This window comes from Pseudomonadota bacterium (genome assembly GCA_038533575.1).
GTDB lineage: Bacteria > Pseudomonadota > Alphaproteobacteria > Rhodobacterales > Rhodobacteraceae > Shimia_B.
On sequence record JBCAYL010000001.1, the window covers coordinates 1,048,080 to 1,060,869 of the forward strand.

A 12,790-nucleotide genomic window follows, 5' to 3' on the forward strand; every position below is an offset into this window, starting at 1 on the left:
GCGCTAGACCATGGCCTCCTCCGGCGGATGCTCGAGCAGGTCGCGCAGTTTCCGCGCCGCCGCCTCAAAGGCTGCATCGGGAACCGAGGCATTGAGCGAAAGCCGCACGGCATGGGGCGTGCGCGCATCGCGGGGCGCGAAGGCTTCCGAGCTGCGCACGCGCACGCCCACAGCCTCCGCCGCCGCGCAGAACTCCGCTGTGCGCCAGCCCTCGGGCAGCGTCAGCCACACGATGGGCGCGTCATCCTGCCAGCGGATATCGAAGCCACCGAGATGGTTGAGCAGCACCTGTTGCCGAGCGCGGTAAGCGGCGCGGACGCTGTCCACGAGTTGCTCCATCGCCGGATCTTCCATGAGCGCGGTGGCCACATCGGCGAGCACCGTAGCCAGCCCAAAGAAACCGTCTTCCGCCGCGCGCCTCAGATGGGTCCCACCACCGGGCGGGGAAACCGCGAACCCGATCCGCAAAGCGGGCGTGATGAGCTTCGAGATCGAGCTCACATACCAGCTCCGCTCCGGTGCAATGGCGCGATAACTTGGCGCTGGAAGGCCCGGCACCTGATACCAATCGTCTTCCAGAATGTGGAAATTGCAACGCCGCGCCACCTCCGCGATCTCGCGCCTTCGGGTCTCGGGCGTAAAGATACAGGTCGGGTTATGGAGGTTGGCCGTGGTGCACAGAAGCTGCGCCTCCGCCCCGGCTGCCGCCTCCAAGGCGTCCGGCCTGATGCCATGTTCGTCCATCGCCACAGGCACCACATCCGCCCGCAAAAGCTGCGCCGCGCGCCGGAAGCCGGTGTAGCATAGCTCCTCCACCAGCACCGTGGGACGCTTGCCGCGCAGCACCGCCTGCATCACGAGGAGGATCGCGTTCTGCCCGCCATGGGCCAGCACGATGTCGATCTCATCGAGCGCGCCGAGTCCCGCATCGCGAAGCCAGTGCCGCGCCGCGCGTCGCACCGGGCCAAAGCTCTCCCGCGTCGGGTAATGCATGAGGCCCGATGGGGGATCAGCAGCGATGCGCCCCAACAAATCCCGCAGGTACTCCGCCTGCCCCACATTGCGGATGCCCGGCGACATCATGGAAACAGGCCCGCCGTCAAACTGGGTCCCATGGGGCACCGGATCGTAATAGGTGGCCCCGCGCTCCTCCCCGCCATCGTCGGAGAAAACTGGCCCGCCACGTCGCTCCACGAAAGTGCCCCGGCCCACCTCGGCCCGCAGCACGCCCTGATCGGTGAGGATCGAATAGGCCCGCGCCACCGTGCCGGGCGTGATGGAAAGCCGATAGGCCAGCTCGCGGACAGGCGGCAGCTTCGCCCCCACGCTCAGATGCCCCCGCTCCACCGCCTGCGCGATGGCGTCACGCAGAACGAGGTATTTCGGCCCGTCGCGGAATGTGAGGCCGTCGGCCCAAGTTGTATCCATTACAATTCTTTCCTCGCGGGGTACAAATTCTCTTTGTATCAATACTCATGTCACAAGCTGACAATTGTATCAATACATACCGCTCAGGAGGGCACATCATGACCACGCAAACCCTCACCCTCGACCAGCTGCAGCAGCTCGATCGTCACGTGCGCCTGCCCGCGCTCGCGACGCTCTTCGTCCTTCTCGCGCTGGTGGTGACCAAATGGGCGATGCGCGCGCGGACACGCGCGCAGCTAAGCGATCTGCCCCCTCACATCCTCGAGGATATCGGCGTGACCGAGGCGGAGGCCCGCCGGGAGGCCGACAAGCGCTTCTGGCAGCGCTAGGCGCCGCAAGCGCTGCCATGGCAGGGCGCGCCTCTCTCCCCGGGCCCGCGCCCTGCCCTCATTTGGGCGGGATCGAGTAGGTAAGCGAGGCCCGCGCCACGGGCGCCGCCATCCCCTCGGACCGCAGGAGACAATCCCCCACCGCCAGCGCCTTGCCGAGCTTGAGGAGCGTGCACGTCGCGATGAGATCGGTGGCCGCGGCGGGCTTTCGCATGAAATCGATGGAGCAGTTCGTCGTCACCGCCAGCGCCTTCGGCCCGATCCGGCTCAACACGGCGAGGTAAACGGCCACGTCCGCCAGGCCAAACATCGAGGGGCCGGAGACGGTGCCACCCGGGCGAAGATGCTCCTCTCCCACGATGAGCCGCACGACGATCCCGTCCTCCGTGATCTCTTCCACCGCGAACTGGTGGTTCACCTGCGGGAAAACCTCCGCGAGAAACGCGTGCAGCTCCGGTATGCTCATCACCGCGTCCATTGCGCGCCTCCCTCGTCTTTGCGAGGGTCGTGCGGGAGGGGGATGCCCATGTCAATTCTCGACCTGACGGAAGACGGGCCGGTCACGCGGCTGACGATGAACGCGCCAGAGCGGCTCAACGCGCTCTCTGACGCGATGCTCGCCGCGCTGCAGGGTGCCTTCGACGAGTTACGCGAGACGGCGCGCTGCCGGGTGATCGTGCTTGGGGGCGCGGGCAAGGCGTTTTGCGCGGGCCATGACCTCAAGGAGATGCAGGCAGCCCGGCAGGCCCCCGATGGCGGGCGCGCGGCGTGGAAAGACCTTTTCGACCGGTGTGCGGCGATGATGCAGACGATCCCGACCCTGCCCCAGCCGGTCATCGCGCAGCCCCACGGGATCGCCACGGCGGCGGGCTGCCAACTCGTGGCGAGCTGTGATCTCGCCGTGGCCGCGGACGGCACGCGCTTCGGCGTCAACGGGGTCAATATCGGGCTCTTCTGCTCCACGCCGATGGTGGCGCTCTCCCGGAACATCCCGCGCAAGCATGCCTTCGAGATGCTGACGACTGGCGATTTCCTGAGCGCGGAGGAAGCGCGCGCGGCCGGCCTCGTGAACCGGGTCGTGGCAGCGGACAGATTGGCGGAGGAAACCGACGCCCTCGCCCACCAGATCGCGGGGAAGCTCGGCACAGCCGTCAAGATCGGCAAGGAAGCCTTCTATCGCCAGGTCGAGATGCAAGTAGCCGAGGCCTACCGCTACACCGGCGACGTCATGGTCGAGAACATGGCGCGCGCGGACACCGCCGAGGGCGTGCAGGCCTTCATCGAGAAACGTCCGCCGGACTGGGATCAATGAGGTAGGGTCAGAAGGCTTTTCATCCCCGGCGCGGGGTTTTACATCGCCCCCATGACAGAGACATTGCACATCGTCGGCGGCGGCATGGCGGGCTCCGAGGCCGCCTGGCAGGCCGCGCAAGCGGGCATCCGCGTCGTCATCCACGAGATGCGGCCAAAGACCGGCACCTTCGCGCACCAGACGGGCGACCTGGCCGAAATGGTCTGCTCCAACTCGTTCCGCTCCGACGACAGTGAGCAGAACGCCGTGGGCCTCCTCCACTGGGAGATGCGCGCGGCCGGCGGGCTGATCATGGAGATGGCCGATGCGCACCGGCTGCCCGCGGGCGGCGCACTCGCCGTGGACCGGGAGCCCTTCGCGCAATCCGTGACCGCGCGCTTGAAGAGCCTGCCCAATGTCTCTGTTTCCTATGAAGAAATCGAGGAGCTACCCAGCGGGGGGCACTGGATCTTCGCCACCGGGCCGCTGACCTCCGACACGCTGGCCGAGGCTATCCGCGCCGAGACGGGCACAGAAGCGCTCGCCTTCTTCGATGCCATCGCGCCGATCCTCTATGCCGACACGATCGACATGTCGAAAGCGTGGATGCAATCCCGCTACGACAAGGGCGAGACGGAGGAGGAGCGCCGCGCCTATCTCAATTGCCCCATGGACCGCGAGCAATACGAGGGCTTCATCGACGCGCTGCTCACGGCGGAGAAAACGGCCTTCAAACCGGGCGAGACGGCGGGCTATTTCGACGGCTGCCTACCCATCGAGGTCATGGCCGAGCGCGGGCGCGAGACACTGCGCCACGGCCCCATGAAGCCCGTGGGCCTGACGAACCCGCATCAGCCCGACATCAAACCTCATGCAGTGGTTCAGCTTCGCCGGGATAACGCGCTGGGAACGCTCTACAATATCGTGGGCTTCCAGACCAAGATGAAGTACGGCGCGCAAAAGGAGGTGCTGCGGCGCATCCCCGGCCTCGAGGGCGCCGAATTCGCGCGGCTGGGCGGCATCCACCGCAACACCTTCCTCAATTCGCCGACACTCCTCACCGCGGATATGCGGCTCAAGTCCCGGCCCAACATCCGCTTCGCCGGCCAGATCACGGGCGTGGAAGGCTACGTGGAAAGCGCGGCCATGGGCCTCCTCGCCGGGCGCCTCGCCGCGGCCGAGATCCAAGGCCGCCCGCTCCACACGCCCCCGCCCACCACCGCCACGGGCGCGCTTATCACGCACATCACCGGCGGCGCGGAGGCCAAGACCTTCCAGCCGATGAACGTCAATTTCGGGCTCTTCCCGCCCATCGACGTGCGCGGCGGGCGTCGCAACCGACCCGCGCGCTACAAGGCCTACACCGACCGGGCGAAGGCGGACTGGACCGCGTGGCTCGGCGCGCCCGCGTTGGATGCTGCCTGACCCTATGTTAGCGTCGCGCCATGACAGACCAGATGAAAGAGCAGCTGTGGACGCCCCGCAGCGTTGAAGACACGCAAAAGATCTATGCGGAGTGGGCTGAGACCTACGAGGCCGACGTCCAGGGCATGGCCTACGCCACCCCGGCCCGCATCGCAGAGGCGATCCGCCCCCATGTGACTCCGCAGGACCCGATCCTCGATTTCGGCTGTGGCACCGGCCTCTCGGGCCTCGCCCTCGTGCAGCAGGGCTACGAGATCATCGATGGCACCGATATCTCCGAGCCCATGCTGGAGCATGCCTACGACAAGCAGCACGAGGGGCGGGATGTCTATCGCAACGTCTGGCTCGGCTCGCCGGGGCGGGTCGATGCGGTGCCGGGCGATTATGCCTGCATCGTGGCCACGGGTGTCATCTCGCTGGGGGCGGCCCCGCCGGACATGCTGCGCGTGCTTCTCGACAATCTGGGGCCCGAGGGCATCCTCGCGTTCAGCTACAACGATCCGACGCTGGAGGACGCGGCCTACATGGATGCCCTCGCCGAGGTCCTCGAGGACGGCACTGCACGGCAGCTCTCCCGCCAGCACGGGCCGCATCTGAGTGACAAGGTCACCGGCTCGGACGTCATCGTTCTCCGGCGGCGATGATCACACGCTTCGCGCCCTCTCCCACGGGGCCGCTCCATCTGGGACATGCCTATTCGGCGATGCTGGCCCACGACATGGCCTGCGCGGCGGGCGGGACGTTCCTGCTGCGCCACGAGGATACGGATTTCGAGCGCAGCAAGGACCACTGGATCGCGCAGGTGGAAGACGACCTGCGCTGGCTCGGCCTCACCTGGCCCGAGCCGCCCCTGCGCCAGTCCGAGCATTTGCCGAGGTATCAAGCGGCGCTCGACCGGCTGGAGGCGATGGACCTCCTCTATCCCTGCTCCTGCACGCGCGGCGATATCCGGGCGGCCCTCTCCGCGCCGCAAGAGGGATACCTGCCCGGGCCCTATCCCGGCACCTGCCGGGGGCGGCCCATGTCGAGTTGGCGGGAGGGTGATGCGATCCGCCTCGATCTGACGAATGCGATGGCGCTGGCGGGGCCGGTCCGTTTCATCGAGACAGGACCGGCCCATGAGGGGGAGCACAGCCTCGACGCCACCACTCTCGCCCGCGTCTCCGGCGACGTCGTCGTTGGCCGCAAGGACGGGGTCGTGGCCTATTTCCTCGCCTCGACCCTGGACGATATCCACGAGGGGATCACGGATGTCATCCGGGGCGAGGACCTCTTCGAGTTCACGGGGATACAGGTGCTTATCCTTGCGCTGCTCGGACTCACGCCCCCCGCCTACCACCACCACCGCCTGATCCGCGACGAGGCCGGTAAGCGGCTGGCCAAGCGTGACGATGCGCGCGCCATCCGGCAGTACCGCGAGGACGGGCTGAGCCCGGCGGATGTGCGCGCGCTGGTGGGGCTTTAGAGCGGCTTCATAAGCTCCGTCTCTTCGCCCTCACGCACGGCCGTGTAAAAGCAGCTGAGCCGCCCGGTATGGCAGGCGGGGCCGGTCTGGCGCACGATCACGAGCAGGCAGTCGCGGTCGCAATCGACGCGAAAATCCACGAGCTCCTGCACGTGCCCGGACGTCTCGCCCTTCACCCAGAAGGATTGCCGCGAGCGCGACCAGTAGGTCACGCGACCCGTCTCGAGCGTGCGAGCCACCGCCTCCGCGTTCATCCAGGCCATCATGAGCACGGTTCCGTCCTCAGCCTGCGCGATGGCGGGGATGAGGCCCTTGGCGTCGTAGGTGAGGCTTGCCGGGTCAAACATGACAATTTCCTTTTCTGGCCCGCGCGCTTATCTAGGCCCTCGGGAGGCACTGCAAGGCCCATGGAACAAGACCTGATGAAGCTCTACTCCACGCGCATTCTCGCGCTGGCGGCGGACATCCCGCATCTGGGGCGCCTCGAGGCCCCCGACGGGACGGCGCGGGAGCGCTCTCCGCAATGCGGGTCGGCTGTCACGGTGGATGTGGTGACCGAGGCCGGGCGCGTCAGCGGCTTTGCACAGGATGTGAAGGCTTGCGCGCTGGGTCAGGCGGCGGCGTCCGTGGTAGGCAGCCATGTCATCGGCAAATCCCGCGCCGACGTGGCCGAAGCGCGGGACGCCCTGCGCACCATGCTCGAAGGCGGCGCGCGACCCGCCTCCTGGGCGGGATTCGAGGTCCTCGAAGCGGCGGTCCCCTACAAGAACCGCCACGCCTCCATCATGCTTTCCCTCAACGCCACCCTCGCCGCGCTCGATGACGCCGAGGCGAAAGCGGCCTGACCCCTGCCAGCCAAAGAAAAAGCGCCGCGTCTCCTGGCAGGGATACGCGGCGCGAGGTGTGCAATCCGATGATGTGACGCTGGCCAGTGAGAGAGGCAGATCTCAGGGCCGGAATGCTGGGGGCATCAGCGCGAACGAGGGGACAAAAGCGCTAAGCGTCAGGGGACCGCAGGCAGAAACCTTAGATGAACGCGGGCATCCAGAGCCCGGTATAAAGCATGGCCATGAGCGCGGTGACGCCGATCACGTCCTGCAGGAGCGTGGGGATGCGGAGGGCGGTGGCGATCTTTTTCATGGTGCAGCTCGTCTGTTGAAGTGTCTTGTTGACACTTTGTTCTCACACCGATGCCCGCGCGTAAAGAACTTTTTAAGAACAAACGTGAACTTTTCGCGCAGAAAGCCGCTAACCCACTGAGATCAAACGGATCGCCCGGTCCTGCTCCATGAACCAGAGGAGAACACGCGCCGCCTTGCCGCGCGGGCTCTCCAGCGTGGGATCGTCGTGGAGAAGCTTGCGCGCATCGCTCTGCGCGGTGGCCATGAGCCCCGGCATCGCCTCCAGATTGGCCACGCGAAAGCGCGGCAGGCCCGATTGCGCCGTCCCGATCATGTCGCCCGCGCCACGGATGGCGAGATCTTCTTCGGCGATGCGAAAGCCATCCTCCGTCTCGCGCATGATGCGCAGCCTGCGCTCCCCGCCCTCGGTGAGCGGGGCCTGATAGATGAGGAGGCAGGTGGAGGCGAGGGAGCCGCGCCCCACGCGGCCGCGCAGCTGGTGGAGCTGCGCGAGGCCAAAGCTCTCGGCGCGTTCGATGACCATGATCGTCGCGTTGGGCACATTCACCCCCACCTCGATCACCGTCGTCGCCACGAGGACCGATGTCTCGCCCGACGCAAAGCGCGCCATCGCGGCGTCTTTCTCGGCGGGCGGCATCTGGCCATGGACGAGCCCCACGACCCCCTCCCCGAGCGCGGCGCGGAGCCGCTTGAAACGGTCCTCGGCGGCGGTCATGTCCACCGTCTCGCTTTCTTCCACGAGGGGGCAGACCCAGTAGGCCTGCTTGCCCTCGGCCACCGCGGCGCGGAGTTTGGCGACGACGTCGTCGATCCGCTCCATGGGCACGGTCGCCGTCTGGATCGGCGTGCGCCCGGGGGGCTTCTCATCGAGGAGTGAGACGTCCATGTCCCCGTACTGCGCGAGCGCGAGGCTGCGCGGGATGGGCGTCGCCGTCATCACGAGCACATCCGCCGCCGCACCCTTTTCTCCGAGAAGAAGCCGCTGACGCACGCCAAAGCGGTGCTGCTCGTCCACGATGGCCAGCCGCAGGTCGCAGAAGACCACGTCCTTCTGGAAGACCGCATGGGTGCCCACGAGTATATCGATCTCTCCCGCGGCCAGCGCCTGAAGCTTCTCCTCGCGGCCCGCGCCCTTGTCGCGGCCGGTGAGGAGCACGAGCCGCACGCCGGCGTCAGAGGCCATGGGCGCGAGGCTCTCGAGGTGCTGGCGCGCGAGGATCTCCGTGGGCGCCATCATCACGCCCTGTCCGCCCGCCTCCACGGCCACGAGCAGCGCGAGGAAGGCAACGAGGGTTTTCCCTGCGCCCACATCGCCTTGCAGCAGCCTGTTCATCCGCTTCGGGCGGGCCATGTCGGCGGCGATCTCGTCCATGGCGCGGGTCTGCGCGCCGGTGGGGTCGAAGGGCAGCGCATCGAGGATCCGCTGGCGGAGACGCCCGTCTCCCTCGCTGACGATCCCCTTGGCCTTGCGATCGCGCGCGCGGGCGAGCGCTAGCGTCAGCTGGTGCGCGAGGAGCTCGTCATAGGCGAGCCTCGTGCGGGCGGCGGATGACGGTGAGACATCCCCCATCGTGCGGGGCGCCTGAACCGCGCGGATCGCCTCGGCAGTGCTGGCCCAGCCCTTCTCCGCCACGAGCGCCGCGTCTGCCCATTCGGGAAAGTCGGGGAGCCGCTCCAGCGCGCCTGCCACCGCCTTCGACAGCACCTTGGAGGTCACGCCGGCGCCCTGCGGGTAGACGGCCTCCACCTCCGGTATCTCCTGAAGATCATCGGGCGCCACGACGTGATCGGGATGGACCATGTTGGCCTCCCCGTCGAAGAGCTCGACCTTGCCCGAAACGACACGCCGCGCGCCCACGGGCAGGATCTTCTCCAGATACGGGCCTCGCGCGTGGAAGTAGACGAGCTGGAAGGCTGTCGCGCTGTCCTCCACGAAGATGCGGTGCGGTGCGCCCCGTCGGCTCGGCGCGTGGTGGCGTTTGACCTCCACCTCCACCGTCAGCGTCGCAGGGAGCCCCTGCCCCTGCACCGTCTCCACCGGACGGCGATCGATGATCGCGTGCGGCAGATGAAAGAGCAGGTCACGCGGCTTCTCGATGCCGAGCGCGGCCATGTTCTGTGCCATTTTCGGGCCCACGCCAGGGAGCGTCTCGAGATCCCCGAAGAGCGGAAAAAGGAGTTCCGGGCGGGTGCTCATCCGCCGATGAGATCCAGCCAGCCATCCTCGTCGATGGTCTCGATGCCGAGCTCCGCGGCCTTCTTGGCCTTCGATCCCGCGCCCGGGCCTGCCACGAGGAGATCGGTCTTCGCGCTCACCGAGCCCGAAACCTTCGCGCCGAGCGACTCGGCGCGGGCCTTGGCCTCGGCGCGGGTCATCTTTTCGAGCGTGCCGGTGAAGACGACCGTCTTGCCCGCCACGGGCGAGCTCTGCGCTGGGGCGGCCTCGTCCTCGATGGTGAGTTCATGCGCCAGGCGGTCGATGGAGGCGCGCTCGCGCTCCTGCGCGAAGGTGGTGATGAGGGAGGCGGCGAGCGTCTGCCCCACGCCGTCAACGCCTAGGAGATCCTGCCAGGCGGGGCTCGTTGTCAGCGCCTCCTTGGTCTGCGCTTCCATGGCCGGTTCCTGGGCGGCCTTGTCCATCGCTTCAGTGAACGCGCTCCAGCTGCCGTAATGGCGCGCGATGAGGCGCGCGGCGGCCTCGCCCACGTGCCGGATGCCCAGGCCGAAGAGGACGCGGGAGAAGGCAAAGCTCCGCCGCGCCTCGATCCCGGCAAAGAGATTGTCCGCCGATTTCGCGCCGTAGCCCTCGCGATTTGCCAGCTTGGAGACGTTGTCGGCGTCGCGCCTGGCCAGCGTGAAGATATCAGCCGGCTCGCGGATCGGGAGCGTGTCGTCGCCGTAGAACATCTCGATCTGTTTCGCGCCGAGCCCGTCGATGTCGAGCGCGCCGCGCGAGACGAAATGCTTCAGCTTCTCGACGGCCTGCGCCGGGCAGATGAGACCGCCCGTGCAGCGGTGGACGGCATCGCCTTCTTCGCGAATGGCCTCCGAGCCGCAGTCCGGGCAGGTGCTCGGGAATGCGAAGCGTTGGGCACCGTCGGGGCGTTTCGAGAGGTCCACGTCAGCGACCTTGGGGATGACATCGCCCGCCCGGTAGACCTGCACCCAGTCCCCGGCGCGGATGTCCTTGCCGCCCCTGATCTCGCCGCCCTTGTTGTCGCGCCCGGCGATGTAATCCTCGTTATGGAGGGTGGCGTTGGAGACGACGACGCCCCCCACCGTGACAGGCGCAAGGCGCGCCACGGGGCTCAGAGCGCCCGTGCGGCCCACCTGGATCTCGATCTTTTCGAGCGTCGTCCAGGCGAGCTCTGCCGGGAATTTGTGCGCGATGGCCCAGCGAGGCGTGGTGGAGCGGAAGCCCATGCGCTCCTGCAGCGCGAGGTCGTCGACCTTGTAGACGACGCCGTCGATGTCATAGCCGAGCGTGGCGCGTTTCTGCTCGATCTCGCGGTAATGGGCGAGCATCTCTTCCGGGCTCTCGCAGCGCAGGGTCAGCGGGTTGGTCGAAAATCCGAGCGCCGCCATGCGCGCCACGGCGCCCGATTGCGTCTCCGCGAGGGGCTCGGAGAGCGCGCCCCAGCTATAGGCGAAAAAGCGCAGCGGGCGCGCGGCGGTGATGGCGCTGTCGAGCTGGCGGAGAGAGCCCGCGGCGGCGTTGCGCGGGTTCGCGAAGGTCTTGGCACCCTGCTCTGCCTGCCGCTCGTTCAAGGCCTCGAAATCGGCATGGGCCATGTAGACCTCGCCACGGATCTCGAGAAGCTCGGGCGCGCCCTCGAGCCTCTCCGGGACGTCGTCGATGGTGCGCGCGTTGGCGGTCACATCCTCTCCCACGGCCCCATCGCCCCGCGTGGCCGCCTGCACGAGGCGCCCCTTCTCGTAGCGCAGCGAGAGCGAGAGGCCATCGATTTTAGGCTCGGCCGTGTAGGCCAGCGCGGCATCGGCGCCGAGCCCGAGATACTTGCGCGTGCGGGCGTCGAATTCGGCCACGTCCGCATCCTCGAATGCGTTCGAGAGCGACATCATGCGCACCGCGTGGGTGACCTTGCCGAAGGCCGTGTTGATGGCGGCGCCCACCTGCTCGGAGGGGCTGTCCGCGCGCTTGAGATCGGGGAAACGGGCCTCGATCGCGGCGTTCCGCGCCTTGAGCGCGTCGTACTCCGCATCCGAGATCTCCGGCGCGTCTTCCGTGTGATAGGCGCTGTTGGCGCGGGCGAGCTCTGCTGCCAGCGTGGCGAGCTCTTCAGCGGCCTCGTCCTTGGAGAGCGCCTCTATGTCTGCCGCGCCATGCGTCGTGTCCGTCATCGAAAGTGCCCCAGGTCGTCTTGGGGTTGGTGTTAGGGCGCGAGGAGGGATGCGTCCAGCCTTGCGCCCCGCGATGCGGGCACCTCAGGCACATGGGAGGCGCGGTCCGCCCCACCGCCCGAGATGCTTTCCAGCACGCCGCCCGGGTCCCTTCCCCGACCTGAACCCCAAAACCGCGAACGCCCCCCAACACATTGGGAGGCGCTCATGGGGTGGTCGTCAGTGAGTGGAAGAGAGAGGAAAGAGAGGGGCCCGTGTCAGGCGCGGATGGCCACCGGCGGCTCCTCGGCCGCGCGTTCCGGGTCGCGGAGCACGTAGCCCCGGCCCCAGACCGTCTCGATGTGGTTTTCCCCATCCGTGGCCGTGGAGAGCTTCTTGCGGAGCTTGCATATGAAGACGTCGATGATCTTGAGCTCCGGCTCGTCCATCCCGCCATAAAGATGATTGAGGAACATTTCCTTGGTGAGCGTGGTCCCCTTGCGGAGCGAGAGGAGCTCGAGCATCTGGTATTCCTTGCCCGTCAGGTGCACGCTCTTGCCGTCCACCTCCACGGTCTTGGCGTCGAGGTTTACCACGACACGCCCGGTCTTGATGATGCTCTGGGCATGGCCCTTCGAGCGGCGGATGATGGCGTGGATCCGCGCGACGAGCTCCTCGCGGTGAAAGGGCTTTGTCATGTAATCGTCCGCGCCGAAGCCGAAGCCCTTGATCTTGCTTTCGGTGTCGGTGTCGCCGGAGAGGATGAGGATCGGCGTCTCGATGCGGCTCAGCCGGAGCTGCCGCAGGACCTCGAGGCCGTTCATGTCCGGCAGGTTGATGTCGAGCAGGATCAGGTCGTAGTCGTAGAGCTTCGCGAGATCGATCCCTTCCTCGCCCATGTCGGTGGCGTACACGTTCAAATTCGCATGGGTCAGCATCAATTCGATGCTCTTGGACGTGGTTGGATCGTCTTCCACAAGCAGTACGCGCATCAACACTTCCTCCGAATGGCTCAGCGTCTCCACCTTGGCAGCCAATGGTTAATACCGCGTTACCACATAGGAGGCTGCTGCACTACAACTTAAGGTTGACGATATTTCTTCAGCGCGGTGGCCTTGAGCGCCTTCTCCCCGTGGCGGCTCACGGCATGCATCCAGCTCGCCAGCTCCTCCTCGCTGAGCGCGTAGAGCTGGCAGGCTTCCTCGCGGGTAATCAGCCCAGACACGATCCCCTTGATAACAGTGGCTTTTCGGCTCGCGACCCAGCGCGTCGTGTTGACGGGAGGCAGGTCTGCCCGGGTCATCACACTCCCGTCGGGCAGGGTCACCGTTCTGGGCCCATCCAGTTTCTTCAAAAACATTCTACTCAC

Annotated in this window: 13 protein-coding genes; 6 read left to right on the plus strand and 7 right to left on the minus strand. The window is 66.9% G+C overall.

Translation table 11 applies throughout. The annotated features are described in order from the left end of the window. Window positions 1-3: 3 nt before the first annotated feature. On the minus strand, window positions 4-1,428 hold the full coding sequence (locus AAFM92_05365) for a PLP-dependent aminotransferase family protein (protein ID MEL7299796.1): 1,425 nt from the start codon (window positions 1,426-1,428) through the stop codon (window positions 4-6). Window positions 1,429-1,526: 98 nt separating this feature from the next. Between AAFM92_05365 and AAFM92_05370 the strand changes: the two genes are divergently transcribed. Then, on the plus strand, window positions 1,527-1,757 hold the full coding sequence (locus tag AAFM92_05370) for a DUF1127 domain-containing protein (GenBank protein MEL7299797.1): 231 nt from the start codon (window positions 1,527-1,529) through the stop codon (window positions 1,755-1,757). 58 nt (window positions 1,758-1,815) lie between these two features. Here the strand turns inward: AAFM92_05370 and AAFM92_05375 are convergent, their stop codons facing one another. Beyond that, entirely contained in the window at window positions 1,816-2,235 is a 420-nt protein-coding gene (locus AAFM92_05375) for a PaaI family thioesterase (GenBank protein ID MEL7299798.1), read from the minus strand. 48 nt (window positions 2,236-2,283) lie between these two features. Here AAFM92_05375 and AAFM92_05380 point away from each other — a divergent pair, with 48 nt between their 5' ends. The 4 genes from AAFM92_05380 to gluQRS are packed head-to-tail and all read left to right on the plus strand — an operon-like array spanning window position 2,284 to window position 5,938. After that, the gene (locus AAFM92_05380; GenBank protein ID MEL7299799.1) at window positions 2,284-3,069 is read left to right on the plus strand and encodes an enoyl-CoA hydratase; all 786 of its coding nucleotides are present in this window, start codon (window positions 2,284-2,286) and stop codon (window positions 3,067-3,069) included. Window positions 3,070-3,120: 51 nt separating this feature from the next. Next, entirely contained in the window at window positions 3,121-4,473 is a 1,353-nt protein-coding gene (gene trmFO / locus AAFM92_05385; protein ID MEL7299800.1) for a methylenetetrahydrofolate--tRNA-(uracil(54)-C(5))-methyltransferase (FADH(2)-oxidizing) TrmFO, read from the plus strand. 32 nt (window positions 4,474-4,505) lie between these two features. After that, window positions 4,506-5,117: a class I SAM-dependent methyltransferase gene (locus AAFM92_05390; protein MEL7299801.1), complete on the plus strand. Its 612-nt coding sequence runs from the start codon at window positions 4,506-4,508 to the stop codon at window positions 5,115-5,117. After that, a complete protein-coding gene (gene gluQRS / locus AAFM92_05395) occupies window positions 5,114-5,938 on the plus strand; it encodes a tRNA glutamyl-Q(34) synthetase GluQRS (protein ID MEL7299802.1) in 825 nt (274 codons plus the stop codon). The genes AAFM92_05390 and gluQRS overlap by 4 nt, the downstream gene beginning before the upstream one ends. Here gluQRS and hisI read toward each other — a convergent pair. Further along, the gene (gene hisI / locus AAFM92_05400) at window positions 5,935-6,285 is read right to left on the minus strand and encodes a phosphoribosyl-AMP cyclohydrolase (protein MEL7299803.1); all 351 of its coding nucleotides are present in this window, start codon (window positions 6,283-6,285) and stop codon (window positions 5,935-5,937) included. The two genes, gluQRS and hisI, sit on opposite strands and share 4 nt — an antisense overlap. 60 nt (window positions 6,286-6,345) lie before the next feature. On the opposite strand from hisI, the gene AAFM92_05405 reads away from it, so the two are divergent. Further along, window positions 6,346-6,783, plus strand: coding sequence for an iron-sulfur cluster assembly scaffold protein (locus tag AAFM92_05405; GenBank protein ID MEL7299804.1), 438 nt, complete (start codon window positions 6,346-6,348; stop codon window positions 6,781-6,783). 403 nt (window positions 6,784-7,186) lie between these two features. Here the strand turns inward: AAFM92_05405 and recG are convergent, their stop codons facing one another. The 4 genes from recG to AAFM92_05425 all read right to left on the minus strand — a co-directional run bounded on the left by recG (window position 7,187) and on the right by AAFM92_05425 (window position 12,781). Beyond that, on the minus strand, window positions 7,187-9,277 hold the full coding sequence (gene recG / locus AAFM92_05410) for an ATP-dependent DNA helicase RecG (GenBank protein ID MEL7299805.1): 2,091 nt from the start codon (window positions 9,275-9,277) through the stop codon (window positions 7,187-7,189). Next, on the minus strand, window positions 9,274-11,442 hold the full coding sequence (gene ligA / locus AAFM92_05415) for an NAD-dependent DNA ligase LigA (GenBank protein MEL7299806.1): 2,169 nt from the start codon (window positions 11,440-11,442) through the stop codon (window positions 9,274-9,276). Before ligA ends, recG begins: the two co-directional genes overlap by 4 nt. 257 nt (window positions 11,443-11,699) lie before the next feature. After that, window positions 11,700-12,413: a response regulator transcription factor gene (locus tag AAFM92_05420; GenBank protein ID MEL7299807.1), complete on the minus strand. Its 714-nt coding sequence runs from the start codon at window positions 12,411-12,413 to the stop codon at window positions 11,700-11,702. An 89-nt stretch (window positions 12,414-12,502) separates the two neighbouring features. Continuing rightward, complete coding sequence (locus AAFM92_05425) at window positions 12,503-12,781, minus strand: DUF1153 domain-containing protein (protein ID MEL7299808.1); 279 nt, start codon at window positions 12,779-12,781, stop codon at window positions 12,503-12,505. Window positions 12,782-12,790 lie beyond the last annotated feature (9 nt).